Origin of the sequence: Halomonas llamarensis (assembly GCF_023555005.1) — a bacterium.
Lineage (GTDB): Bacteria > Pseudomonadota > Gammaproteobacteria > Pseudomonadales > Halomonadaceae > Vreelandella > Vreelandella llamarensis.
Window position 1 is genome coordinate 22,409 of the sequence record NZ_JAMJPJ010000019.1, and the last position, 25,205, is coordinate 47,613.

Annotated in this window: 22 protein-coding genes; 12 read left to right on the plus strand and 10 right to left on the minus strand. The window is 54.6% G+C overall.

The features are described from left to right. Positions 1 to 18: 18 nt before the first annotated feature. Both M8006_RS11760 and M8006_RS11765 read right to left on the minus strand, forming a co-directional pair. Entirely contained in the window at positions 19 to 234 is a 216-nt protein-coding gene (locus M8006_RS11760; protein WP_250082404.1) for a hypothetical protein, read from the minus strand. 253 nt (positions 235 to 487) lie between these two features. Continuing rightward, on the minus strand, positions 488 to 1,249 hold the full coding sequence (locus M8006_RS11765; RefSeq protein ID WP_250082406.1) for a cupin domain-containing protein: 762 nt from the start codon (positions 1,247 to 1,249) through the stop codon (positions 488 to 490). Positions 1,250 to 1,317: 68 nt separating this feature from the next. Between M8006_RS11765 and M8006_RS11770 the strand changes: the two genes are divergently transcribed. Next, positions 1,318 to 1,620, plus strand: coding sequence for an isochorismatase family protein (locus M8006_RS11770; protein WP_250082408.1), 303 nt, complete (start codon positions 1,318 to 1,320; stop codon positions 1,618 to 1,620). Positions 1,621 to 1,894: 274 nt separating this feature from the next. On the opposite strand, the gene M8006_RS11775 is transcribed toward M8006_RS11770, so the two are convergent. The 3 genes from M8006_RS11775 to M8006_RS11785 form a co-directional block, all read right to left on the minus strand. Beyond that, positions 1,895 to 2,458: a DinB family protein gene (locus tag M8006_RS11775; RefSeq protein ID WP_250082410.1), complete on the minus strand. Its 564-nt coding sequence runs from the start codon at positions 2,456 to 2,458 to the stop codon at positions 1,895 to 1,897. Positions 2,459 to 2,539: 81 nt separating this feature from the next. Continuing rightward, positions 2,540 to 2,791 carry a hypothetical protein gene (locus tag M8006_RS11780; RefSeq protein WP_250082412.1) on the minus strand — a complete coding sequence of 84 codons (252 nt, stop codon included), beginning with the start codon at positions 2,789 to 2,791 and terminating at the stop codon, positions 2,540 to 2,542. Between the two features lie 57 nt (positions 2,792 to 2,848). Next, positions 2,849 to 5,140 (minus strand): PqqD family peptide modification chaperone, encoded by a 2,292-nt coding sequence (locus tag M8006_RS11785; protein WP_250082414.1) that lies wholly within the window; start codon positions 5,138 to 5,140, stop codon positions 2,849 to 2,851. A gap of 264 nt (positions 5,141 to 5,404) precedes the next feature. Between M8006_RS11785 and M8006_RS11790 the strand changes: the two genes are divergently transcribed. Together M8006_RS11790 and M8006_RS11795 are read left to right on the plus strand one after the other, a co-directional pair. Beyond that, complete coding sequence (locus tag M8006_RS11790; RefSeq protein ID WP_250082416.1) at positions 5,405 to 6,361, plus strand: sulfurtransferase; 957 nt, start codon at positions 5,405 to 5,407, stop codon at positions 6,359 to 6,361. A 408-nt stretch (positions 6,362 to 6,769) separates the two neighbouring features. Next, positions 6,770 to 7,549, plus strand: coding sequence for a ZIP family metal transporter (locus M8006_RS11795; RefSeq protein ID WP_250082418.1), 780 nt, complete (start codon positions 6,770 to 6,772; stop codon positions 7,547 to 7,549). A 70-nt stretch (positions 7,550 to 7,619) separates the two neighbouring features. On the opposite strand, the gene M8006_RS11800 is transcribed toward M8006_RS11795, so the two are convergent. Next, positions 7,620 to 8,633 (minus strand): isocitrate dehydrogenase, encoded by a 1,014-nt coding sequence (locus tag M8006_RS11800; RefSeq protein WP_250082420.1) that lies wholly within the window; start codon positions 8,631 to 8,633, stop codon positions 7,620 to 7,622. A 284-nt stretch (positions 8,634 to 8,917) separates the two neighbouring features. Here M8006_RS11800 and M8006_RS11805 point away from each other — a divergent pair, with 284 nt between their 5' ends. The 7 genes from M8006_RS11805 to M8006_RS11835 all read left to right on the plus strand — a co-directional run bounded on the left by M8006_RS11805 (position 8,918) and on the right by M8006_RS11835 (position 17,180). Continuing rightward, a complete protein-coding gene (locus M8006_RS11805; protein ID WP_250082421.1) occupies positions 8,918 to 10,342 on the plus strand; it encodes an NfeD family protein in 1,425 nt (474 codons plus the stop codon). A 74-nt stretch (positions 10,343 to 10,416) separates the two neighbouring features. Continuing rightward, on the plus strand, positions 10,417 to 11,217 hold the full coding sequence (locus M8006_RS11810; protein ID WP_250082422.1) for a slipin family protein: 801 nt from the start codon (positions 10,417 to 10,419) through the stop codon (positions 11,215 to 11,217). 59 nt (positions 11,218 to 11,276) lie between these two features. Continuing rightward, positions 11,277 to 12,143 carry a DMT family transporter gene (locus tag M8006_RS11815; protein ID WP_250082463.1) on the plus strand — a complete coding sequence of 289 codons (867 nt, stop codon included), beginning with the start codon at positions 11,277 to 11,279 and terminating at the stop codon, positions 12,141 to 12,143. 362 nt (positions 12,144 to 12,505) lie between these two features. After that, the gene (locus tag M8006_RS11820; protein ID WP_250082424.1) at positions 12,506 to 13,996 is read left to right on the plus strand and encodes a SulP family inorganic anion transporter; all 1,491 of its coding nucleotides are present in this window, start codon (positions 12,506 to 12,508) and stop codon (positions 13,994 to 13,996) included. A 50-nt stretch (positions 13,997 to 14,046) separates the two neighbouring features. Next, positions 14,047 to 14,907, plus strand: coding sequence for a universal stress protein (locus M8006_RS11825; protein WP_250082426.1), 861 nt, complete (start codon positions 14,047 to 14,049; stop codon positions 14,905 to 14,907). Between the two features lie 118 nt (positions 14,908 to 15,025). Then, complete coding sequence (gene cfa / locus M8006_RS11830) at positions 15,026 to 16,180, plus strand: cyclopropane fatty acyl phospholipid synthase (protein ID WP_250082465.1); 1,155 nt, start codon at positions 15,026 to 15,028, stop codon at positions 16,178 to 16,180. A gap of 43 nt (positions 16,181 to 16,223) precedes the next feature. Next, positions 16,224 to 17,180 (plus strand): arsenic resistance protein, encoded by a 957-nt coding sequence (locus tag M8006_RS11835; protein WP_347709761.1) that lies wholly within the window; start codon positions 16,224 to 16,226, stop codon positions 17,178 to 17,180. A 28-nt stretch (positions 17,181 to 17,208) separates the two neighbouring features. Here the strand turns inward: M8006_RS11835 and M8006_RS11840 are convergent, their stop codons facing one another. Next, positions 17,209 to 19,275, minus strand: a complete 2,067-nt coding sequence (locus tag M8006_RS11840; RefSeq protein WP_250082428.1) for a HelD family protein — start codon at positions 19,273 to 19,275, stop codon at positions 17,209 to 17,211. 217 nt (positions 19,276 to 19,492) lie between these two features. On the opposite strand from M8006_RS11840, the gene M8006_RS11845 reads away from it, so the two are divergent. Then, positions 19,493 to 20,173, plus strand: a complete 681-nt coding sequence (locus M8006_RS11845; protein ID WP_250082431.1) for a TVP38/TMEM64 family protein — start codon at positions 19,493 to 19,495, stop codon at positions 20,171 to 20,173. A 66-nt stretch (positions 20,174 to 20,239) separates the two neighbouring features. Here M8006_RS11845 and metK read toward each other — a convergent pair whose 3' ends face one another. Next, complete coding sequence (gene metK, locus M8006_RS11850) at positions 20,240 to 21,463, minus strand: methionine adenosyltransferase (RefSeq protein WP_250082434.1); 1,224 nt, start codon at positions 21,461 to 21,463, stop codon at positions 20,240 to 20,242. 47 nt (positions 21,464 to 21,510) lie between these two features. Further along, positions 21,511 to 22,668 carry a cyclopropane fatty acyl phospholipid synthase gene (gene cfa, locus M8006_RS11855; RefSeq protein ID WP_250082435.1) on the minus strand — a complete coding sequence of 386 codons (1,158 nt, stop codon included), beginning with the start codon at positions 22,666 to 22,668 and terminating at the stop codon, positions 21,511 to 21,513. 399 nt (positions 22,669 to 23,067) lie between these two features. Between cfa (M8006_RS11855) and M8006_RS11860 the strand changes: the two genes are divergently transcribed. Then, positions 23,068 to 23,925, plus strand: a complete 858-nt coding sequence (locus tag M8006_RS11860; RefSeq protein ID WP_250082436.1) for a universal stress protein — start codon at positions 23,068 to 23,070, stop codon at positions 23,923 to 23,925. Between the two features lie 22 nt (positions 23,926 to 23,947). Here M8006_RS11860 and M8006_RS11865 read toward each other — a convergent pair whose 3' ends face one another. Beyond that, positions 23,948 to 25,135 carry an MFS transporter gene (locus M8006_RS11865; protein ID WP_250082438.1) on the minus strand — a complete coding sequence of 396 codons (1,188 nt, stop codon included), beginning with the start codon at positions 25,133 to 25,135 and terminating at the stop codon, positions 23,948 to 23,950. Positions 25,136 to 25,205: the final 70 nt, after the last annotated feature.

Genomic DNA, 25,205 nt, shown 5'->3' on the forward strand with positions numbered 1-25,205 from the left:
TCAGTGAGCTAGATGGCATTAGGTATCCTGATCGTCGAGGAACATCTGGATCATCGCCTCAAGCTCTGCAACTTTCTTTTCGAGGGCTTTAGTTTTACCTTCTTCTTCGGCAATCTCGATGTATTTTTCGTTAATCTCGGCCATATGCTGTTCAATAGCTTCAGAGTCCATGGCCAAAGCAGAACCCGCCATCAGGGTTGCAAATAAGCCAGTGGTTATCATTTTCATATTCATGGTGACACCTCGTTGTATCATGCAGTGGAGGTTGTAGATCTGACACCAGATTGAGGTGCTGCTCAATCTCAGTTATTTGTGTAGGGTCGCGCAAGAAACTTACACCCGGCTAGGGTCTTTTGGCGTTAATTCGCAGATTAGTCTTGTCATAGATACGTTGTTGAAGAAGGGTAGGTTTCAGCTTCTGGCATGCTCCTCTCTAGCCTAACCATTTTCAGCGTTACACAACGATGAATAAAAGCGCAGAGGGTGATCAATTGCCATGGCCAGTAAAGCTGAGTTTTTTGCGATATGTGTCAGGATCATCGCCAAAATTGGTCTTAAAAGCGGTGCTGAATTGACTACGTCTAAGATAACCGCAGCGCTCGGCGAGCTGATCAATGTTCAATCGTTGATTTCTGGATTGTGTCATGGCCTCAATGGCATTGTGCAGTTCCGGTGCTTCCAATGTTAATAGCCATGGGTGTTCCGGTGCATTTGCATGGAGCTCGCGCAGCAGTAAAATGAAACATTGTTTCATTAGTGCTTCCAGCATTGCGGTCGCACCAAGCGTTGACAATGCTAGCTCTTGAAATAATTGGTGAAAAAGGTGTTGGATATCAGCATTCGAGTTTTCAAAGTAAAGGGGGGTGTGCAAGCGGTCAAAGGGTGAGCCACCGGTCAGTGAGTCGACTTCCAACAAGCCGCATAAAATGAGAACGCCTGGCAGTGTTGTATCGGTATGAGAGCGTATCCCATGTGGCGAATGCGCAGGTGTGCAGTGATTAATGCCAAACGGTTCGCCTGCAACCTCGTCAATAGTAAGGGAATAGTCGGGTGGACATATAACTAAGCTGCCAGTGTTAAGCAGCGTTCGGTGATGATTTTGGTCTATCATACTGCCCTTTCCGCGCAATATGTAATGAAGCGATACTGTACCTAGCGAGGGTGTCTGCAGTGGCCAGCCGCGTCGTATATCGCATACGGCAAATGAAGTGACATTGATCAACATGTCTTTGAGGGTGTTTTCAAGCATAACAATCACCAATGATCCGAACGATATAGCACGCTTCTAGGATTTTTGTCGCGGCGTTTGCGCCTAGGATGGTAGAAAATATTTGCCGTTTATTTGAGGCCGCTAAACAGCGGGGGATAGCGGTAGCGGTATCGCCTCATTTTTACTATCCGCATGACCACCAGTGGACGTTTGGCGGTCCGCTAGAAAAAATGATGCATGGCATTGGCATGTCAGCAAATTTATGCGTCGAATCGCACTTGCGAGAGCTATTAGAACAGGGATTTGAAGTCGTCGTTGTACGCGACGCGACTGCCGCAGCAAAACTACCGGAAGGTGATGGCTATTTAGCAGACTTAACTAATTTTAGGTTTATTGCTAATACGCTTTGAAGTACCGACGAGACTGTTGCTAAATTAAAGGGGTAAAGTCCGGTAAAACACTGACGTTACCCGGTTCAGTAGCTTTTCCTTTCCAGGAAGTTGAGAAATCAACTTTCTGGAAAACATCAGATAATTACCCTGCTATAAATAAATTTTTGCCATCATGCGATAACTTACTTTTCTTGTTTTACGTTACAACGTAAAGGGCTTATTCAATGGCCTATGGTAGATGAAATAATAGGGTTATAAACGAATGTTACAATATAGAGTTAGCAGGCATTGACTAGGTGTCTGCACAGCTTTTTAATATCGCTTTTGCTTGCTTTTGCTGCTCCCAGTAACGCAGCGTCGATGGGTGAACGCCAAAATTGTCGGGTAACGCAATATCTAACTGCTCGCAGAGCAGGCCGAGCAGTGCCATATGGTGAATGCTATGGCTGGTTAAAAACGCTAGTTCCCGGCCTAGACTGGTGGGCAAAGCGGCTTGGCTGCTGGCGCTATTAACCTCAAGCGGATAGCTGAGCGTTAGGGTCGTATCATGATTCATAGACGATAACGCCTTTAGCCTCGCTTGCAGTTCTCTAACGCGCTCGCCTGCAAAGTCGGGCTGGCTTTCCAAGGCAGCTTCGCGCTTTCGCTGTTCATAATCAAACGATTCCGCTGAGGTTTGGCAGGCATTCAGCAGCGTTTGGTAGTGCTCAAGGACATGGCGGACATGCTTGCCTAATGACTGAGTGGCCTTACCCCCTAGCGGGCGTTGGTAGTCCTTTGTCGGCACACGACTTAGCAGCTGAGCCAGCTGAGCCAGGGTTTGCACGTTTTCGTCGATCAGGGGGGCCGTCGACATAGTTGTTATCCTCCAGATGGTGCGTGCCGGTGCGTACACCGGCACATGCATGGTGATTTACTGTGGTGTGAACGCCGTTTGTTAACCGGCTTCGGCGCTTCCTTCGCCTTCTGCTTCTCCCTCACCTTCACCTTCGGCTTCACCTTCACCCTCAGCACCGCCTTCGGCCAGCATCATGGGTGCTTCCTGCATTGAGGTGAACCCTTCGGTGGGCTCGTCGGCTTGGGCCTGAAAGGCCAAGCCACCAGCCACTAGGGCCAGAGCCGGCGCGGTGTAGCCGAATTGACGGCTAAGGCGGCTAAGTAAACGACGTTTTGCTTCGTGTTGAGACATGGTGTTTCTCCTTATGGTATTGCAAGCAAATGCGCCAAATGGCGCGACTTCCTGCCGCTAAACGGCGGCCTGGGAAGAGGGTAAAAGCGGTGTCTTGTTAAGCCATAGGGTAATGGCCTCAATTTCCGTGCTGGCAAGCACAGTACTGCGTGTTTCTTGGCTAAAATACTGTAGGGCAGTTAATGCCGCGGGGCTTAAACCGGACTGTTCTTCTATTGCAAGAGGCAGCAGTGCACCTAATAGTTCTAGAGATGAGGGTGTCTGAGTATTGGCGGCGTTTAGCTCGTCAAGCCATAAGAGCCCGACACAATCGCTGTGTTCCTGAAACAAGAACGCTGAGTCGGCTTCCTCAAGGGGTAAATTAAGCGGCTCTAACAGGGTGGGAGCGCTCAACGACAGGCGTGCTCCGCGTGTCAGGGCGAGACCGTTCTGTTTGGCGACAGACTCAAGTGTGGCCAACGCCTGTGCCGACGCACCCTCGGCAGGCAGCATGCAGGCGATATGTCCCTCTTGACGACTCAGCAGGACAACATCCAGCACCAGGTGCTGGTCACGAGCGGTACGAGTTAAGCAAAACTGCGTAATAGCTGGCACGATCTCGTTTAGGTTCAGGTGCGAGCGAATGATCCGGTTATCGCTGGACAAGCAAAAGCCGTTGGCACTTTCCAGTATGTGCAGTGACTCGTTAGGTGCTTGCTTGGTGGTTTCCAGTAGCGGCTCTAGCGAGGCTGCAATTTGCTTCGCTACAGGGCCTTGAGGAGCGCTGATCGACCAGTAGCGTTGGTCAAAGAAGAGTGAGCTGCGCCAAGTCTGAGCTGGCTCACGCGTCTGAGTTGAGGCGATAGACGTTGATGCTTCGCCATCGCTGGGGGCTAGTAGGCCGTGTTGCCACCATAGAGAAAGTGTCATCCATAGGTCGTTTTCCAGCGAACGAGTCTCTACTTGCCCATTGCTTGCGACATGCAGGTGTTCAAGAATCGTTTCAGGCGGCTCACCTTCGCTTGCCAGCAGCCATATCAGCGCGGCGCTATCGTTCAGCTGAAAATACTTGCCACTAGTGTGATGATAAAGTGCTAGGCGCTCGCCTTCGATAATCTCGCTGACGTCATGGGCTTTAAAACTCAGTGTCTGAGCATACTGGTCATCGGCTAAGCGATAATCCGCCAAGCTGGGCAGTCCGATAAATGGCAGGTAGCGGCTAACGTCCGGGGCGGGATACAACGGTACAAACCCTCCGGCATGCTCACGCTCGGCCGCCAGTGTTGATGCATCGAAAGTGTCCGTTTCGCTTGGCGGTTGATCCAGCCCGATCAGGGCAATCATATCTCTTACAAGATCGCCTTTGACGACTTCCTCAATCACGCCGCCGTGCTCGGGCTTGGCGCACGTTCCCAGCGAGGGACTTAGGTTGCATTCCAAAATCCATGGTTTGAGTTGGTCATCGACCAGGCAGTCCAGGCCGATTAACTCGTAGCAGCCGCGCGGATCTGCCTCGTCTTGCTGGGAGCGCTCGCGCATTGCGTCTACCCCGGAAAGTGCGGTTAGCGTGGCTAAGTCATGCAGTTGGCTAAACAGCGCCTGATCGTCATGCCCTTGTTCACGTAGCCACTCGCGGTAGCGGTCAAGGTCGATAAATTCGACTGGAACCTCGGCATCCAGATTGAGTGCGTTGATGTCTGGGTTGGTCAGCTGGCTGAAAGGGTTGTCGATATCGTCAGGGCTCCACGGGGCCGAGGCCAGCTTGGCAAAACCTTGGTCGTAGAGGTATATCCGCAGAGGATCGATACTGGCAATCAGCATATAAAGCCGTAACACGTACTTGTGGCCGCGAATAGTATGCGGATTGGCCACGTACTCCTGCACTAGCCAATTGGAGGTCAGTGACGCGGTCGTCGGGTCGCGCAGTACCTGCACTCCCTTACCCTTGGATGCATTGGTCGGCTTCAAAATCCAACGCTTTTCAGGATGCGCCGCAGCGTCTTCAATCAGCGCTGGATAGTCGTGGGGCATCTCATAGGCGCGCGGGAAAAAATTCATTCGCTGGGTGTTGGCGTGCCCGTCACCGTAGTGGCGCCGTGTTCGCTCCCGCAGCGCACTCAGGCCTGCGTGCAGACGGCTTTTGACGGTAAGCGCGGCGTTGCCCGGAATGTGGTTCATTACGCGACTGGGAGACGCTTCCTTGAACGCTGCCTTGGGCGGCATGCCGGTTACCCAGGCTGCCTGCCACTGCTGTTCATCGCCTTCTTGCCAACCATGGGTCTCAAGCGTTTGGCGAAAAAAACGATCCTGTTCGGCATGGCGTTTGCCGCTTAACCAGAAACGTGGCGATGTGGGGGGGTAAGCGCTCATCCTGGGCTCCTTGACGGGTCATTACTAAGTGAGTGGCGACACAATGCGATTGCTTACAGGCAATTTGTACGGAATTTCCCCGGTGTATCTTTAATATAGTACCGATGCTTTCACTGAGGGGATGGTTTTAACGATACCCTTATGCCAAAAAAGCATTTTAAGTGTGGTTTTGTATAGCTCATTATTCTAGTAATGTACCAACCGTTCCATCGCTTTTCGCCATTTCATTAAAAGATGGCGTTCAACGGCACTTCTGGAGGTTTTATGGCACGCTTACTCATTGGCTTGATTGGCACGTTTGGACTTTTCACCCACGCATTGGCGCATCAAATGACACCGCTGGTAGACGCTCAGTGGCTAAATGACCACCTTGATCAGGAAGAGCTGGTGGTGCTGGATGTGCGCTCCTCGATTGATAACGGCGGCGATGCGGATAGTTTCACCGGCGCGCATATTCCCGGTAGCCGCTATTCGAGCTACACCGATGACGGCTGGCGTGAAACCCGGGACAGCGTCGCAGGTTTGATGCCGGCGGTGAGCGAGCTAGAAGCGCTGATTGGCGGTCTAGGCATCGATAACGAAAGCAACGTGGTGATTGTCCCTGCGGGTACCGGTGCAACCGACTTTGGCAGTGCGGCACGTGTCTATTGGACACTTAAGGTGTTGGGCCACGATGAGGTTGCCATCCTTAACGGCGGTTTTTCCGGCTGGCAACAGCAAGGCTTCGACGTGGTAAGTGGTGATAATGGCGGTTATGAAACGACAGAGTTTGATGCCACGCTGCGCGAAGAGCTGGTCGCTTCAACTGAAGATGTCGAAGCCGCGCGTGATAGCCAGGCACAACTGGTCGATGCTCGTCCTGCTGATTATTTTGCCGGTGAGACTCAATCATCTGCAGCGCGGGTCGCGGGCACTATTCCTGGTGCGCAGAGCCTGCCTCATCAGTCACATTTAAACGACCAAAATGGCGCTTACTATCTGGATGTTGAAGGCTTGCAGTCGCGCATCAATAGCGCTGAGCTGGACAGCAGCGAGCGGACGATTGCCTTTTGTAACACAGGCCACTGGGCCGCTACCGATTGGTTCGTGTTAAGCGAAGTCGCCAACTTCGATAATATCTCAATGTATGACGGTTCGATGGCTGCTTGGACCATCAGCGACTCCCGCCCGGTGCAGCTAGCTCGGGAAGGCATCAAGCAGGTGAAGGCGTTATTGAATTAAGTAAGTGCGAAGTAAAGTCAGGACAAAAAATAAGGGCAAAAAAGTAAGCAAATAAACACTAGGTATAAGCATGGCATAAGGATATGTCTTTATTTCTAGGGTGGGTTGCGTAGGCCTGCGCGCGCGCCCTAGAATGCGCTTATGACGTTTGGATGCCCCCGCTCTTATAGCCCTAACCCCATCTTAACGGCTACTATGCCGCCCACCTGTTATACCGACAACTTGGCGGTGGCACACGTCATTGTGCCATTTTCTTGCGACGATAGGGCACGCTCGCCGCTCGTCTTACCCGCTATTTGACAAGTTGAGTGTGACGCTATTTCTTCTTTTTTGTGCACGGGTTGCGCCTGGCGGTTCTGTTACAAACCTATTTAGCCACTTTTCTTAACCATAAGGCCAACAATGCACATGGAAAATACGCTTTTATTAGGTTTTTTGGGTAGCCTTGTCGCCGGCTCGCTAACCGCCGTCGGCGCGCTGCCAGTCCTTTTGGGCAAAACGCCTGATCGCGCGTTTCGCGATCAGGCGCTAGGCTTTGCCGCCGGTGTGATGCTGGCGGCGTCGTTTTTCTCGCTGATTATCCCGGCGTTGGACGCTGCCGAAATATTCTATGCGGGCGGCCCGGTACCCGCCGCTATCGTCTGTGCGGCTATTTTGCTGGGTATGGGCGCGATAGCCCTGCTTAACGAGCGCTTGCCCCACGAGCATTTTCAGCAAGGGCGAGAAGGGCCTGAAGCCGCTTCACTGAGGCGTGTATGGCTATTTGTATTTGCCATCGCTATTCATAACCTGCCTGAGGGCATGGCAGTGGGCGTCGGCTTTGGCGCCAACGGCCTGGAGGGCGGCATGCCGCTGGCGATAGGCATTGGCCTGCAAAATATGCCGGAAGGGTTGGCCGTTGCCATTGCGCTGATGGGAGAAGGGTATTCCCGAGTGCGTTCGTGGTCGATTGCCGCGCTGACCGGGTTAATCGAGCCCATTGGTGGGCTGTTCGGAGCTGGAGTTATGTCTGTTTCGCAGGGGTTGTTACCGTGGGGTATGGCCTTTGCCGCAGGCGCCATGCTCTATGTTATCAGCCACGAGATTATTCCCGAATCGCACCGTAGCGGACATCAGAAAAAGGCAACGTTTGGCCTGGCGATTGGTCTGGTGATTATGCTGTTTCTTGATGTGTGGCTGGGAGCGTAACCATTCGCCAATCGTTAGCGTACCGGTTTCGCTCACCGGCCGTACTCAAGGCCGGTGAGCGGGAATGGCCTTACCGGCCGACGTAGTCGACCAGTGCTTCAGCAAACGTATCGGTGGTGCCGGTGCCGCCCATGTCAGGGGTGACCATATCGCGGCGGTTTTCCAGCACGTCACGAATCCCCTTGCGGATGGCGGTGGCTTTATCGTCCATGTTCAGGTGGTCGAGCATTTGCGCAGCGGCTAATAGCAGCGCACAGGGATTGGCGATCTTTTTGCCTTCGATATCCGGCGCGGAGCCGTGCACGGCCTCGAAGATCGCCGCTTTCTCGCCAATGTTGGCACCCGGTGCCAGGCCAAGCCCGCCGACCAGACCCGCACACAGGTCAGACATGATGTCGCCAAACAGATTGGTAGTGACCACCACATCGAACTGGTGCGGGTTCATGACCAGCTGCATGCAGGCGTTATCGACGATCATCTCCTGGAATTCAATGTCGGGATATTCTTCGGCGATTTCCCGGGCAACATCCAGGAAAAGCCCTGAGCTGGTCTTGATGATGTTAGCTTTATGCACCGCCGTGACTTTCTTGCGGCCATTGTTTTTGGCCAATTCGAAGGCATAACGCACGATGCGCTCGGAGCCTTCGCGAGTCACTTTGATTACCGAAATCCCGGTGTTGCCGTCGTCAATCAACTCTTGGCCGTCAGAGAGGTATGCGCCCTCAGTGTTTTCGCGCACGGTGATCATGTCAATGTCGTCGTAGCGTGATTGAGTGCCGGGAAAGCTGATGGCAGGGCGGACATTGGCATAAAGGTCAAAATGGCGGCGAAGCTGCACGTTGATCGAGGAGAAGCCTTTGCCAATCGGCGTGGTAAGCGGGCCTTTTAGCGTGATACCCAGTTTCTCAATAGTGTCGAGCGATTCCTGCGGAATCAGCGTGCCGTGCTTTTCCAGCGCCGTCAGGCCAGCATCGATAAAGTGGTAATCCAAACCGCAGTCTAGCGCGTCAAGAACGCGCAAGGTGGCATCCATAATTTCGGGACCGATGCCATCGCCTTTAATGACCGCAATAGACTGGCTCATGTCGTACTCCTCTTGATAATGGCGGGAAATCGGCGGGGTGGTGCCGATTCAACGTGGACTGACGGGTATCGTCTTGTGCGTGGCAATGGTACGCCAACGTAGGACAAAACGTCACCCTGAAAAGGCCGTAGAAAAGCGCGCTTGCGGGTTGTTCAAGCGTTATCCATGCTTTGTACATTGAGTAAACGGTCCTCAGGTGAAAGCACGTTGAGTAAAAAAACCGGAACCTGCTAGCCTGAAGAGATACCTCATCGTGATGCCGCCATGCTTTTGAAGGAGCACCCATGCACACGCGACGCTGGGTAACATACGCGAAGCTCATTACACTATTTTGTTTCCTGGTGGGCGCGCTGATGCTCACCTGGCAAGCTGCGGCACAAAATAGCGAATCCACTAACGTGGCTGCTAGCGACAAAAGTGCGCTGGTGCTGACCACTGAGGGCGCTATCGGCCCTGCCACCAAAGATTACGTTGAGCGTGGCTTGCGCACGGCGCGCGAGCAAGGCAGCGAAGTGATGATCGTCGCCCTCGACACGCCCGGCGGGTTAGTCGACACCACCCGCGATATGATCCGCGAGATGCTCAACGCCGATATTCCTGTCGCGATGTACGTATCGCCGAGCGGCGCGCGGGCGGCGAGCGCGGGCACCTATTTGCTTTATGGCAGCCACGTCGCGGCGATGGCGCCGGCGACCCATCTAGGCTCCGCTACGCCGGTACAGATGGGCGGCGGCGGGTTACCTGGCACGGGTGAGGGCGGCGATACCGAGCCGACTGAAGACAGTGAAAGTAAAGAGAGCGAAAACGGTGCCGATACGCAGCAAAGCGACGGCAGCAGCGCCATGGAACGCAAGGTATTGGAAGACGCCGTGAGCTTTATTCGCAGCCTGGCCGAGCGCCACGGCCGCAATGCGGATTGGGCCGAAGACGCGGTGCGCAATGCGGTTAACCTTACGGCCTCAGGTGCGCTGGAAAACAATGTCATCGATATTGTCGCCAGTGACATTGACGGTTTGCTTACCCACATGGACGGCATGACGGTGGTAATGGAGCGTGGCGAGCGCACACTGAACACGACCGATTTGCGCATTGAGCGCTTCGACCCTGACTGGCGCACCGAAGTGCTTTCGCTAATTACCAACCCCAATGTTGCCTATTTTTTGATGATCATCGGCTTTTACGGGCTAATTTTTGAACTCTCCAGCCCGGGTAGCTTGTTTCCCGGCACCATCGGGGTAATTTCACTGCTGCTGGCGCTCTTTGCGTTTCAGGTGCTGCCGATTAACTACGCGGGGTTGGCGTTGATTTTGGTGGGGCTGGCGCTGATGGTTGGCGAGGCGTTAATGCCTAGCTTCGGTGTGTTAGGTGTGGGCGGTATAGCGGCTTTTGTGTTGGGGTCGGTGATGCTAATGGATGCCGAGTATCTGGCGATTTCGCTGCCTATGATTGGCGGCGTGGCGCTGGTGTCGGGCGGGCTAATACTGTGGACCCTCACGCGCTTTATGACCCTGCGGCGGCGCCCGGCGCACACCGGCGCCGAGCAGCTGGAAGGTGCTTACGCCAAGGTGCTGGAAGATTTTGACGATGAGGGCCATGTGCGCCTACACGGCGAGCGCTGGAATGCGACCACTAATGCCCCGGTTAAAAAAGGCGACGAGGTAAAGGTTTTGCGCCTAGAAGGTTTAACGCTTTATGTGACGCCCCCTTAGCAGTGAAGCTTTAGGGTTTTTTGACTTTCAATTGATGCTTAACGTTTAAACGTAGTGTTGAAAAGAGGTGCCCGATGATTCTTTCGTATCTTGTTCCCGTCGTTTTGGTGGTGATGCTGATCGCCGCCTCGATTCGCATCCTGCCCGAGTACAAACGCGGGGTGGTGTTCTTTCTGGGCCGCTTCCAGACGGTAAAAGGACCGGGTCTTGTGATCGTGATTCCCGCTATTCAAAAAATGCAGGTAATTGATCTGCGCGTCATCACTATGGACGTGCCCGAGCAGGACGTGATCTCTCAGGATAACGTCACGGTCAAGGTCAACGCGGTGCTCTATTTCCGCGTTGTCGATCCGGAAAAAGCCATCATCCAAGTGGAGAACTTTACGCAGGCCACCAGCCAGCTGGCGCAAACCACGCTGCGCTCGGTGCTAGGTAAGCATGACCTGGACGAAATGCTCTCCGAGCGTGACAAGCTTAACGATGATATTCAGGAAATCATCGACGCGCAGACGGAGGCGTGGGGCATCAAAGTCGCCAATGTCGAAATCAAGCACGTGGATCTGGATGAAAGCATGATCCGCGCGATTGCTCGCCAGGCGGAAGCCGAGCGCGAACGTCGTGCCAAGGTGATTCACGCCGAAGGTGAGCTTCAAGCCTCGAAGAAACTGGTCGAGGCGGCCAACGTGATGGACGAAAACTCCGCCGCGCTGCAGCTGCGCTACTTGCAGACCATGAGCGATATGAGTAATAAAAACGCGTCTACCATCGTGTTCCCGCTACCCATGGACATTATGGAAGCCTTTAAGGACATGAAAGCCAAACACACGGCGCCAAGCGACACACGTAAAAACGATACGGGTAAAAACGACGCGTGAGCCAAACGTTACGAAACTCCGGCGCCGAACCTTTATCGCACCGCCAGCAAGGGCTTTTAATGACCGCTGGCGGTGCGCTGATTATCTCCCCCGATGCGCTGCTGATTAAGCTTATCGGTCTGCCGGATTTGGATATTTTGCTTTGGCGCGGCCTGCTCACCGCATTGGGTTTTATGCTGATTGTGGTATTGCGCCAGGGCCTTGGCTTTATGAACGCCTACCGACGCTGCGGCTGGACCGGTATTGGCGTTGCCGTGTTGTTTAGCTTCTCCACGTTTGGTTTTGTACTCGGCAATCAGTACACCAAAGGCGGCAACGTGTTGATGATTTTGGCCAGTGCGCCGCTGATTGCCGCTGCGCTCTCGCGGGTTTTCCTCTACGAACGCCAGCCACGACGCACCTGGGTGGCGATTTTTCTTTGCCTGTTGGGCACATCGTTGATCGTGCTGGATGACGCTGGCGCAGGCTCCTGGGTGGGTAACGCCTTTGCGCTGCTCGCCGCCACGGCCTTGGCGGCTAACTTTACCCTTTGCCGCACTCGCACCGGCGTGGATATGAGCCCGATGCTTACGCTTTCAGGGCTGATAGTGGCCACAGTGGCATTTGTCGTCAGTGGCTTTGGCGCGCGTTTAATCGTGCCGTCTCTGGCGAGCGGCGTATGGCTAGTGGTGTTGTGTTTAGGGCTATTGCCGCTCGGGTTTACCTTGATTCAGCGCGGCCCGCTTTATCTGCCGGCGGCCGACGTGGGGCTTTTAATGCTCTCTGAAGTGGTGGTGGGCACGCTCTGGGTATGGTGGATACTCGGCGAGCAGCCTGGGCCCATTGGGCTTTTGGGCGGGGCAATCGTTATCGGCACCCTGCTGGTGAAAGGGCTTTATGAGCGCCGTATCGAGATGCGGCAGCGCAGCAGGGTGCAGGCCGGCTGATTTGCTGCTAGAATCCGTCGCCTTCGTTGCGTAGCTTTAGGCGCGTTGTCTTTGAAACAGCATTAAAAACGCACAGGCGTCATTCACTGTCATGTCGATCTTTTTCACGACATCTACCATCTTCTCAGGGCTGATGACTCCGCCCTAGGTTTTCTTGCTTATACCGCTTATGACCGCCCGGCGTTCACTACGTTGTCATGGCGGCACGGCACTCTTGTGTAGGCCACATAAACATGGGGTGCACAGCCAGCGTCATCTCCGCACCCGCGGATCTCCTTTTCTAATGTTTTCGTGCGATTCTGGCACGTCCTTGGGCGCTGTCATTGAGTCGTTTGTTTTTACTCCCAACCCTGGACCCTCGAATGTACGAAAAATTCAAACTCTCCTGGCTCTCTAACTTAAAAGGCGACACCCTAGCGGGGATCGTCGTCGCGCTAGCGCTGATTCCTGAGGCTATTGCGTTCTCTATCATCGCGGGAGTTGACCCCAAAGTCGGCCTCTACGCCTCGTTTGCCATCTGTGTGATTGTTGCCTTTACGGGTGGCCGCTCGGGCATGATTTCTGGTGCGACGGGTGCCATGGCGCTGTTGATGATCACCCTGGTCAAAGATCATGGCCTTGAGTACCTGCTGGCGGCAACCCTTTTAACCGGGGTGCTGCAAATTCTCGCGGGGTACCTGCGGCTCGCGGAGTTGATGCGCTTTGTGTCCCGCTCGGTGGTGACGGGGTTTGTCAACGCCTTGGCGATCCTGATTTTCATGTCGCAACTGCCCGAGCTAACTGACGTGACATGGCATGTTTACGCCATGACGCTCGCGGGCCTTGTGATTATTTACGGTTTCCCCTACCTGCCGGTAATTGGTAAGTCGATTCCGTCGCCGTTGATTTGTATCGTCGTGCTGACAGTGGTTTACATGATGACCGGGATGGAAATTCGTAGCGTTGGTGATATGGGGCAACTGCCTGATAGCCTACCGGTCTTCCTGTGGCCGGAAGTACCGCTGAACCTGGAAACCTTAATGATCATCCTGCCGTATTCACTAATGTTGACGGTGGTAGGGCTTTTAGAGTCGATGATGACCGCGACCATCATTGATGATTTGACCGACACTAAAAGCGATAAGAGTCGTGAGTGTAAAGGTCAGGGCATTGCCAACATTGGCTCGGGCTTGATTGGCGGTATGGCGGGCTGCGCGATGATCGGTCAGTCGGTGATTAACATTAAGTCCGGCGGTCGCCGTCGTACCTCATCGCTTATTGCGGGTATTGCGCTGTTGCTGATGGTTGTGTTCCTTGCCGATTGGGTCTCGCAAATCCCCATGGCGGCGCTGGTTGCGGTGATGATCATGGTGGCAATCGGTACCTTTAGCTGGGAATCGATTCGCGATCTGAGAAAGCATCCGATGAGCACCAATATGGTGATGGTCGCGACCGTATTAGTCACCGTGGGTACGCATAACCTGGCGATTGGCGTGTTTGTTGGCGTGTTGTTGGCGGCAATGAACTTCGCCAACAAGGTCGGCAAGATTCTCTACATTGGTTCAAAAGAAGTCGAGCCGGGCGTTGAGCGTGAATATGAGATTGTCGGCCAGGTGTTCTTTGCCTCTTCCGAGACTTTCATCGGCGCCTTCGATTTCAAAGAGAGCATCGATAAAGTCACCATCAACCTCTCTCGCGCGCACTTCTGGGATATTACTGCTGTTCAAGCGCTAGACCGGGTGGTGATCAAGTTCCGCCGTGAAGGTACTGAAGTCGAAATGGTTGGCCTAAACGAAGCCAGTGCGACTATCGTTGACCGCTTCGCGGTACATGACGACCCTGAAGCCGTGGAAAAACTGATGGGCGGTCACTAGTCGTTGCTAAGACCCGGTCGTTGCCAATCGACCCAGACAAGGAGAGTAAGATGACAGAACACGTAATGGCCGCTATTGACGGCTCGCAGTTTTCCGAAAATGTGTGCGACTACGCCGCATGGGCAAGTATTGCGATGGATGCGCCGCTGACGTTTGTGCACGTGGTGGATAACCACTCAGAAGTGCCTGAGGAAGCCAACCTTTCGGGCAATTTGCGCCTTGGTGCGCGCGAAAAGCTGATGAAAGAGCTCTCAGACCTTGACGAGCAGCGTGCCAAAATCAACCGTGAGCAAGGCAAGCTGATGCTGGAGGCGGCCAAGCAGCGCGCGATTGATGACGGTGTGGCGGACCCAGCCACGCGCCAGCGTAATGGCACGCTGGTGGAAAGCTTGGCAGAGCTTGAGAAAGAAATACGCTTGCTGGTGGTGGGCAAGCGTGGCGAAACCGCCGATCAGGCGTCTGGCCACTTAGGCTCTAACTTGGAGCGTGTGGTGCGCGAAATGCACCGCCCGATTCTGATGGTGCCAAGCGCGGCGTACAACGTGCCGGAAAAGGTAATGATGGCCTTTGACGGCAGCAAAACCGCGCGCAAAGGTGTAGAAATGCTCGCCAAAAGCCCGCTATTTAAAGGGGTTGTTTGCCACGTGGTGATTATCGGCGCGGATACTGGCGAAAACCGCTCGCAACTGGAGTGGGCGCTAACCACCCTGCGTGACGCCGGGCACGAAGCCGAAGGTGCCATTCGCGCCGGTGAAGTAGAAGCTACGCTGCATGCCTACGAAAAAGAGAACGGCATCGATATGATGGTGATGGGGGCCTATGGGCACTCGCGCATTCGCCATCTGCTGGTGGGCAGCACCACCACCGAGATGCTGCGCAAGAGTCATATTCCTGTATTGATTTTGCGCTAACCCCTAAAGCCGGCCCGCCTTGCGAGAGCCGGCTTTTTCATAGTGCGCTCAATACCGACTAAAATTATTCAAAAGAGTGTGGCTTTTTCTCCAACATAACGAGGAAACCGTCTTGAATATGACACCGCTGAAAAAAAACGACGCAAGCTTTGATCCGTCGATATCTTCCCACCAATACGTGGCGGATCTTCTTGCGCAGGCGAACATTGAGATAAATGGCGAGCGGCCGTGGGATATGCAGCTCAACGCCTCTGGCGTGATTGAAAATGCCCTGTCGCGCGGTAACCTAGGGCTGGGCGAGAGCTATATGAACGGCGACTGGGATGCTGAGTCGCTGGATCAGTTTTTCTATCATTTAATGCGTGCCCAGCTGCATCTGCGCGTGAAACCCACGCAGTTGATGTACCACTCGCTGAAAGCGAAGTTTTTTAACCGCCAAAGCGCCAAACGTGCCTGGGAAGTGGGGGAAAAACACTACGACCTGGGTAACGAGTTTTACGCCGCCATGCTCGACCAGCGCATGACGTATACCTGCGGTTACTGGAAAAACGCCGCCAATCTCGATGAGGCGCAAGAGGCTAAGCTCGACCTGATTTGTCGCAAGCTGAAACTGAAACCCGGCATGCGCGTGCTTGATATCGGCTGCGGCTGGGGCAGTTTCATGGCCTACGCTGCTGAGCATTACGGCGTGGAGTGCGTGGGCTTAACTATCTCCAAAGAACAGGCGGACTTCGGCAAGCGGGTGATGAAAAAAGGGTTGCCGGTGGAGTTTCGTTTGCAAGATTACCGCGATGAGACGGAAGTCTTTGACTGCATCGTAAGCGTTGGGATGTTTGAGCACGTCGGGCGCAAAAATTATCGTGAGTACATGGATGTCGCAAACCGTTGCCTCAAAGAGGACGGGCTTTTTTTGCTCCATACCATTGGCAAAAATGTTACCGCTACGCCCCCCGATCCTTGGATTGATAAATATATTTTTCCTAATGGAGAATTGCCGTCGCTAAGACAGGTCACGGATGCCGCCGAATCGCTGTTTGTGGTCGAGGACGTGCACAACTTCGGCGCCGATTATGATAAAACGCTCATGGCGTGGCACGATAACGTTGAAGCGAATTGGCTCGATTTTCGTGAGCAATTTGACGACGTGTTTTACCGCATGTGGCGCTATTACCTGCTTAGCTGCGCTGGCGCATTCCGTGCCCGCCAAATTCAGCTTTGGCAGTTTGTGCTGAGCAAAAAAGGCGTGGTAGGTGGTTATTCACGTGTGAGTTGAGTTGAGGAGATCTCCTTTTTATTAACGGCGAGGTAGACGATTCGTGATACGAGATACGCTGGAAAAGTATCAGGTGTGGCTCTACCTCGTGGCAATTGCGGCCGGTATTGTCGCAGGCACTCGCTGGGATGCCATGCACACCTGGGAGGTGGCATTGTGGCCGCTACTCGGCGTGCTGCTTTACGCTACTTTTACCCAAGTGCCTCTTTTGCATATCTCGCAGGCGTTTCGCGATAGGCGGTTTATGGCCGCGCTTGTGGTAGGTAACTTTGTGTTCATGCCGCTGGTGGTGTGGGCGCTGGTGACGCTTTTTGCGTTAGAGAACGCATTGCGGCTGGGCGTGTTGCTAGTGCTGCTAGTGCCCTGCACCGATTGGTTTATCAGCTTTACCCATCTTGGCCGGGGAGACAGTGCCGGCGCGATTGCGGCGACACCGGTGCTACTTTTGCTGCAAATCGTGCTGTTACCGCTTTATGTCGCGCTCATCATGGGCAAGCAGTTGGTAGGAGCTAATGTGTGGGCGCAATTGTTGCCTGCTTTTATTGGCCTCATTCTTACGCCGCTACTGCTGGCGTGGCTCACGGAAAAAACCGCCATGCGACACGTTGCTATCCAACATGTGGTAACGGTGATGGGCTGGCTGCCGGTCCCGTTGTTGGCGGCCGTGGTGTTTTTGATTGCCGCCTCGCAAGTTCAGTTGGTTATCGATACGCGCGAAACCCTGTGGCGGGTGGCGATTATCTTTGTGCTGTATCTGCTCGCAGCCCCCTTGGTCGGCAAGCTCCTGAGTTTGCTCTTTCGCACGCCCGTTACGTCAAGCCGAACGCTAGTGTTTAGCCTAGGGACACGTAACTCGTTTGTGGTGCTGCCCTTAGCGATCGCGCTGCCCGACATCTGGGCAGCGGCGGTGGTGGTGATTGTGCTGCAGTCGCTGATTGAACTGCTGGGGATGGTGGCTTACTTAACGTGGGTACCGCGGCTTATGAAAACGCCGCGATGAATTTTTGACGTCATAAGCAAGTGAGACGCTATGGGGCCAAAAATGCTGACGGCTTATCTGTATGAGTGAGCGTTAAGCGGTGCATGGCGCGGGTACAGGCCACGTAGAGCAGGTTTCGCTCCATGTCGGTTGCGTAATTCTTTTCGCTCGCGTCCGGGACGATCACCCGGTCAAATTCCAGCCCTTTGGCCATGTGCGCGGTACAGACGACAATCCCCTGGCCAAACGCCGCACTATGCTCGCTTAATAGCTGCAAGCGTTTGAATTCGCCATCCAAGGCGTCAAACACCTTACGCGCCTGTTTTTGGGTTTTGCACACAATGCCGAGGGTGTTGTGGGCAGATTGCGAAAATGCGCGAGCAAAATCGGCAATCGCAGCGAGCTCGTCTTTACGGCTACGGTAGCGCTCGACACTGGGCGGCTCGCCGTGGCGTTCAATCGCTTCAAGATCAGGATTATAAGCAATTTGCTGGGCGAAGTGGGCAATCTCGATGCTCGAACGGTAGCTTTTGTTTAGCGTGACGCACAATGCTTGGCGCAGCACTTGGCGGATTTCCTCGGCCTTTGAGGCGCTATACGGGTTCACCGACTGATACGCATCGCCCAGGATGGTCTTCTTGCACGAAAACAGCCGCCCAATCACGGCGTATTGCACCGGCGTGTAGTCTTGCATTTCATCGATGAGCAGATGTTTGACGTTACGCCACGACGATTGCACGCCTTCCAGGCGCATTTTGAGATAAATCAGCGGGAACACATCGGCGTATTCTAGCCGACCGCGCGAGGCGGTTTTGAACATTTCTGGCTGTCCAATCCAGTCATAAAAACCTTTATATGTCTCGCGCAGTGTGGTTTGTTGAAGCATCTTTTTGATCGCGGCTTTAAGTTCTTTGCGCTCTTCACGTTCCAAATCGTAGTTATACTGATTGCCAATTTTTCGCTCGATCTCCCAGCTGACCTGCTTTAAGCGCTCGTTGGTAGGTAAGTGGCGGTGCTTGCGGAAGACCTCTTCTAAAAGCCAGGCGGGGATCAGTCGCCGCGCAATCCAAATATCCTCGGCGGCAAAGCGGTTCGCCTCGATGTGCTCGGTGTAGCGGTCAAGCTGGGCTAAGAAATCGGGTGAGGCTTTAAAGCGCAGGCGCGCTTTCGCGGCGTCGTCGTTTTTCTCCAGCAGGGCCGTGGTTTGCTCGAAAAAGGTTTCGAAGTGGTATTGGCTGTCGAGCAGTTCATCGGCCAAATCTTCCATGCCGATTTCGTTGACTGTCTCTTCGCCGAGCTCCGGCAGCACGTTGGAAATGTAATCAGCGAACACGCGGTTGGGGGAGATGATCAGGATATCTTCCGAACTCAGCGTGTCTTTAAAGCGGTAGAGCAAATAGGCGATGCGGTGTAGTGCAATCGAGGTTTTACCCGAGCCAGCCACGCCTTGGATGATCAGTACGTTGGCCTCATCGTTACGAATGATCGCGTTTTGGTCACGCTGAATGGTCGCCACGATGTTCTTCATGCCCTCGTCGGAGGCGCGGCTGAGCTCGTCTTGCAGTACTTCATCCACCACGTGAACGGCGCTATCGATCATTAGCTCAATGGCACCGCCTTTTATGCGAAACTGGCGTTTGAGGGAGATTTCCCCGGCGACGCTGCCTTCGGGGCTTTCGTACATGGCGGGGCCGGTTTCGTAGTCGTAAAACAGCGAGGCGATGGGCGCGCGCCAGTCATATACGCGGTTTTGCCCGGCCATATCATCACGGAAGTGGTGCACGCCGATGTAAATCGGCTCTTGCTGACCGTGGCGGGTAAAATCGAAGCGGCCGAAATAGGGCGAGTCTTTGAGCTTTTCCAGGCGCTTGCGCTGTGTCAGCGCGTTGTCACCCGTCATGACCGCCTGCTGGATGGATTCGCGAGCCGAGATTTTTTCGATGTGATCCATCTCGTCGCGGCTTTCCCACAGGTACTCTTTTTGCGCCTGAATATCATCCGAGTAGGCGGTGAGGCGGTCATCAAGCTGGGTAATATTGTCACTGATGCGCTGCAAAACATCATCAAGATGGCGCTGCTCCGCATCGCGTTGGGGTTGGTCGTTGGAGGCTGTCATTGCACCTGTTAGCAAGTTGAATCAAGCAAAAACGTTAGGCTAGCGGAAATATTAACGGGCTGATGATATCAGAGTTGAGCCAATGCGGCACCGAGTGGCAATAACGCACAGCCACCCGCTGGCGCATACCCATGAAGGCTAATGCGTTGGGCCCTGTATTGGGTCTGTTAGCCGCATGGTGTAAGCTCATCTGCTTTCAATCTCGGCAGGAATCGCTATGCCTCGGACCCTTATCACTGCGCTTAGCGTGTTGGCCGCGTTAGTTCTTTTAGGTGGGCTTTGGCAGTGGTTGGCAATGCAGGATGTGCTCACGGTAGAGCGTCTCCAGCAATGGGTCGCGACCTCTCCCGCCTGGCGTGATAGCCCGTGGATATTTCTTGCAGTAATGGCAGGATATGCCGCCACCCTTTTAGTGATGTTCCCGCTCAGTGTCATGGTGGCACTGACTGGCTTGGTGTTCGGCCCGGTGTGGGGATTTGTCTATGCCACATTGGGGACTCTGACCTCTTCCGTTGTGTCTTATTGGGTCGGCCGTAAGCTAGGGCGCGAGGCGTTAATGGCGTATGGCGGGCGGCACTTGCACGGGATGTCGCGCTATTTGGCCCATCGCGGTGTGCGTACCATGACCATTATTAATCTCTTGCCGCTGGCACCTTTTACCTTAACCAATATGTTGGCGGGGGCTTTCCATCTGCGTTTTCGCGATTACATGGTGGGGTCGACACTGGGTATTGTGCCGGGGCTGGCAGCCGTCACCTTGTTAGGCAGCCAGCTTGGGGCGTTAGTCACCGCCAGTGATCGCCAAGACTTAGTGGTGGCGATATTGGGCTTGGCGGCGGGGGTGTTATTGCTCTTTGCCCTGCGCCGCTATACCCAACGTCGCCGTACCAAACGCTAAGTCATGCTGTGGATATCCTGTGAGTTGTGTGTGTAAAGGTATTGGCAATGCGCTGAGGCATCGCCGTTATTTTCCCGCCGCTTCGCGCAATGTGTCCGCCTTGTCGGTCCTTTCCCAGGGGAAGGCGGTAAAGGTCTCGACCTGTTCTTCGCCTTTATCATTGACCCAGTGGTAGCGGTGCTCAAAGGGCTCGCGGCCAAAGTGGCCGTAGGCCGCCGTGAGCTGGTACATCGGGTGCAGCAGGTCGAGCATTTTAGTGATGGCAAACGGGCGCAGGTCGAAGTGCTCGCGCACCAGTTTGACGATCTGGGCGTCTTCGATTTTGCCCGTGCCGAAGGTGTCGATGGATACCGAGGTCGGCTCGGCCACGCCGATGGCATACGACACCTGAATTTCACACTTGTCGGCAAGCCCGGCAGCGACGATGTTTTTCGCCACGTAGCGGCCTGCATACGCGGCGCTGCGGTCGACCTTGGACGGGTCTTTGCCCGAGAACGCCCCGCCGCCATGGCGGGCCATGCCACCGTAGGTATCGACGATGATTTTGCGCCCGGTCAAGCCGCAATCGCCCACCGGGCCGCCGATCACGAACTTGCCGGTCGGGTTGATGTGGTACTGCGTTTTATCGTCTAGCCACTCCGCCGGAATCACCTGGTCGATGATTTCATGCTTGACCATCGCGCGTAGCTCTTGCTGATCGATCTCGGGGTTGTGCTGGGTGGAAAGCACGATAGCGTCTACACCGCAGGGCTGGCCGTTGGCATCGTAGCGGAAAGTCACCTGGCTTTTGGCATCCGGGCGTAACCATGGCAGCAGGCCGTGCTTACGCAGCTCCGCCTGGCGCTCGACCAAGCGGTGCGAGTAGTGGATCGGCGCTGGCATCATTGAGGCGGTTTCGTTGGTGGCATAGCCAAACATCAAGCCCTGGTCGCCCGCGCCCTGGTCTTCTGGTTTGCTGCGGTCAACGCCTTGGGCGATATCGACACTCTGTTTGCCGATCAGGTTCACCACGCCGCAAGTGCCACCATCAAAGCCCACGTCGGAAGACGTATAGCCGATATCGATAATCACCTCGCGCACTAAGGTTTCGAGATCCACCCAGGCGTTGGTGCTGATTTCACCGGCGATAATCGCGACCCCGGTTTTGACCATGGTTTCACAGGCGACACGCGCTTGTTTATCGCGAGCGATAATGGCATCCAACACCGCATCGGAAATTTGATCGGCGATTTTATCGGGGTGGCCTTCGGAAACGGACTCGGAGGTAAAAAGAGAAAAGGTATTTTGCATTCGATGGTCCAGGTATTAGGGGTTAATGAGACGTCATAAACGTCGGGTTAGCTCACGCGCTCGTAGCCGCCGACGACGCCTTTTTTGCTCAGCACGAACTGCCATAGCTGAATATCCCGTGCCCGGAAGGCACCGGCACAGCTCAGCAAGTAGTAGCGCCACATGCGGTAAAAACGCTCGCTGAACTGTTCTTTGAAATACGGCCAGTTGGCTTCGAAATTGGCGTGCCACGCCATGAGCGTTTTGTCGTAGTCGGCACCAAAATTGTGCACGTCTTCGACGATAAACAGCGGTTCGGCGGCATCGGCAACCTGACCTAAGGCCGGGAGCTCACCATTGGGGAAAATGTACTTATCGATCCACGGGTCGGGCGAGGTGCCACGGACATTTTTACCAATAGTGTGAAGCAGAAACAGACCGTCTTCTTTTAGGCAGCGGTTCGCGACGTCCATGAATTCGCGGTAGTTTTTACGCCCCACGTGCTCGAACATGCCGATACTCACGATGCGGTCAAACTGCTCGGTTTCATCACGGTAATCTTGCAAGCGAAACTCAACGGGCAGGCCGCTTTTTATTAGGCGTTTGCCATACTCTGCTTGTTCGCGGGAAATCGTTAACCCCACGCATTCCACACCGTAATGCTCGGCAGCGTAGGCCATGAAGCTGCCCCAGCCGCAGCCGATATCGAGCACGCGCATGCCGGGTTTAAGGGCTAACTTGCGACAAATTAGGTCGAGTTTGGCCTCTTGCGCCTCGTCGAGATTGGTGGCGTTTTTCCAGTAGCCGCAGGTGTAGGTCATGCGCTGATCGAGCATGGCGGCATAAAACTCGTTACCTAAATCGTAATGGACTTCCCCTACTTGAAAGGCACGCTTAGCCGTTTGCAGATTCAGTAAGCGGGTACGAAGGTGGTGAAAAACGAGCTTTTGCGGATTGATTTGATCGGGCAGGCGGGCGCGCAACAAGTGATAAAAGAAATTATCGAGCTCGTCAGCATCCCAGGCGTTATCCATGTAGCTTTCGCCTAGGCCTAAATTGCCGCGTGCTAACGCGTCATCAATAACACCATGAGCGTTTAGACGCAGATCCCAGGGGCGATCCCCATTGAGTCGAATGTCCGCTTTTTCCAAAAGCTCGGCAACAAAACGATGCGATGATGAGGTTTCATCAAAAAAAGCCGTATGGCTGAAAGTTTGGGTGTTCAACGTTGGTATCCCTATGCGGGCTCGTAAAAAGGTAGGTGGCTATCTCCTGGTTGATAAAAAGCGAATGTTTCGGTATTTAAGGCGGAGGAAATGTCATATCAACCCCCAGTCGTCGTTGGTGGATGAAGCGAACATGATCAGAAAACATCGTTACAGCGAACGGGTCATTAAGCCGATAGGCTTGAGCAAAAGAAGAAGTAGGGAGCGCTAGGGCGGGGTCATCAACACAGTTATCGTCACCTCAGTTAGCATGCGTCACATTATCGCAGGCGCATATTAACAAAATCTATGTGGCATTGCAGGGCAAGATGTCGCAAGGGGTGTCACCGCTATGAGACTTCGTGTAAAAACAATACGACAACAAAAAAATTCTATGCACCCGCTTAAGAGAGGCATGCAATGACCGATCAGGTGTTGGCCGCTATTGATAGCTCACCGTTTTCAGAAGGCGTATGCGATTACGCTGCCTGGGCCGCGGAGGCGCTTAACGCGCCGCTAGACTTTGTTCATGTGATCGATAACCATCCGCAAACCTCAGAACCCGACCTTACCGGCAACTTGGGTCTGGGCACCCGTGAACACCTGTTGGAGCGCCTTTCTGATATCGAAGAAAAGCGTGCTAAAGTCGCTCGCGAGCAAGGGCGTTTAATGCTGGAGGCGGCTAGAGAGCGTGCCATCAACGCAGGCGTAACGGCCCCCACCACACGCCAGCGCAACGGCACCTTGGTGGACACTCTGGTGGAGCTCGAAGACGATGTGCGCTTGCTTGTGGTGGGCAAACGTGGCGAAACGGCCCACCAGGCCAGTGGCCATTTGGGCTCTAATCTTGAGCGGGTGGTGCGCGAAATGCACCGCCCGATTTTGTTGGTGCCGCGAGGTGAGTTTAACGCCCCCGAAAACGTCATGATGGCGTTTGATGGCAGCAAAACCGCGCGTAAAGGCGTGGAAATGCTCGCCAAAAGCCCGTTGTTCAACGGTGCCGCCTGCCACGTGGTGATCGTCGGCGCGGATACCGCAGAGAATCGCTCCCAGCTTGAGTGGGCGCTTATCACACTGCGCGACGCCGGGCACGAAGCCGAAGGCGCGATTCGCGCTGGCGAAGTGGAAGCCACGCTGCGTGTTTACAAGCAGGAAAACGCCATCGACATGCTCATCATGGGGGCCTACGGCCATTCTCGCATTCGTCATTTGCTCGTCGGCAGCACCACCACCGCGATGCTGCGTAACGCCCATTTGCCGGTACTGATTTTGCGTTAAGTACCAGACGGAAAAGCGCGGCTTAGTCACTGACTTTCGCTATTCTCAACACCGGCTGTGCCAGCAGCCAGCCGGCGATGATGAAAGCGAACATTCCAGCGAGAATTATCTCAAACGTGACGCCAGCGCCAAGCAATACGCCAAGCACCGCCGGGGCGATGCCGGTGGAAAATACCATTGAGGCGCTGAGCGCAGAGCGTACCCGGCCTAAGTGCTCAGCTCCCCATAGCTTGATCAAAAGCCCGGAGGCGACCAGCTCTTGCGCGCCCATGGCCAAACCGCCGCCAACCATCAGCGCCCATACGCTGATATGCCCGCCCACCAATAGCGCGATCACCATGGCCAGCGCGTAGGGCAAAAGATAGAGGCGGGCGAGCCGCACCGGGCCAAGTTTATCGACCCAGCGCCCGCCGAGAAGCGCACCGGGCAGTTTGGCAAACCCCATGCCGGTTAAGGCCAGTGCGTACACGGTCAGCGAGCTATCCAACGCGTCGGTCAATTGCGCTTGGTAGATAAAAAGCCCCGTCATGGTGATGGGCAGTGACATTAAAAGAGGCAGCAACTGCCAGAAGTGGCGCTCGCGGAACGGATGCGGCCCTGTCGTGTCGCGCTGGGTGGGCTTGGCGCCGGGGGCATTTGGCCACGGCGCTTTCATCAAAAGCCACGCCCAGGGCAGGATGATGGTCAGCGCGAAGAGCCACCAAAACTGCTGCCAGGTAAGCCATACCAGCGTGACGGCAACCAGTGGCGGCAGGGCTGCCTCGCCAAGCGGAATCCCCAGGCTCACCAACCCCATCGCGCGACCGCGAAGGCGGGTGAATTCTCGCGCGGCGAGCGTATTGCCTAAATGGGTGAGCATCCCTTGGCCGCACAGGCGCACCAGCCCCAACCCGAGAATCCCAAGCCACCACCAGGGTGAAAGCGTGAGCAGGGCAATACCCAACGCGAGTAGCAGCAACACGGTAATGGCAAAACGGCGAGGCGAAATCCAATCAATTTTCGGGCCGAAGTGCAGCATAAGAAAACCGGCCGCCAGTGTGACCACCGCGTAGCCGGTGCCAAACTGGCCGACACTCAAGCCTAGGTGCTCCGAGATGGGCGCCTGAAACAGGCCGATAAAAAAGCTTTGCCCCAGGCTTGAACTGAACATCGCTAAAAAGGCGATGCCTAGTAAAGGGCGGTGTTCACGCAGCAGCGTGCGATATCCCATGGCAATATCCCATAACAGGTTCTTAAAAACGGCGCTCAACAAGTGAGATAAAAGTCGCTAGTGTAGCAGG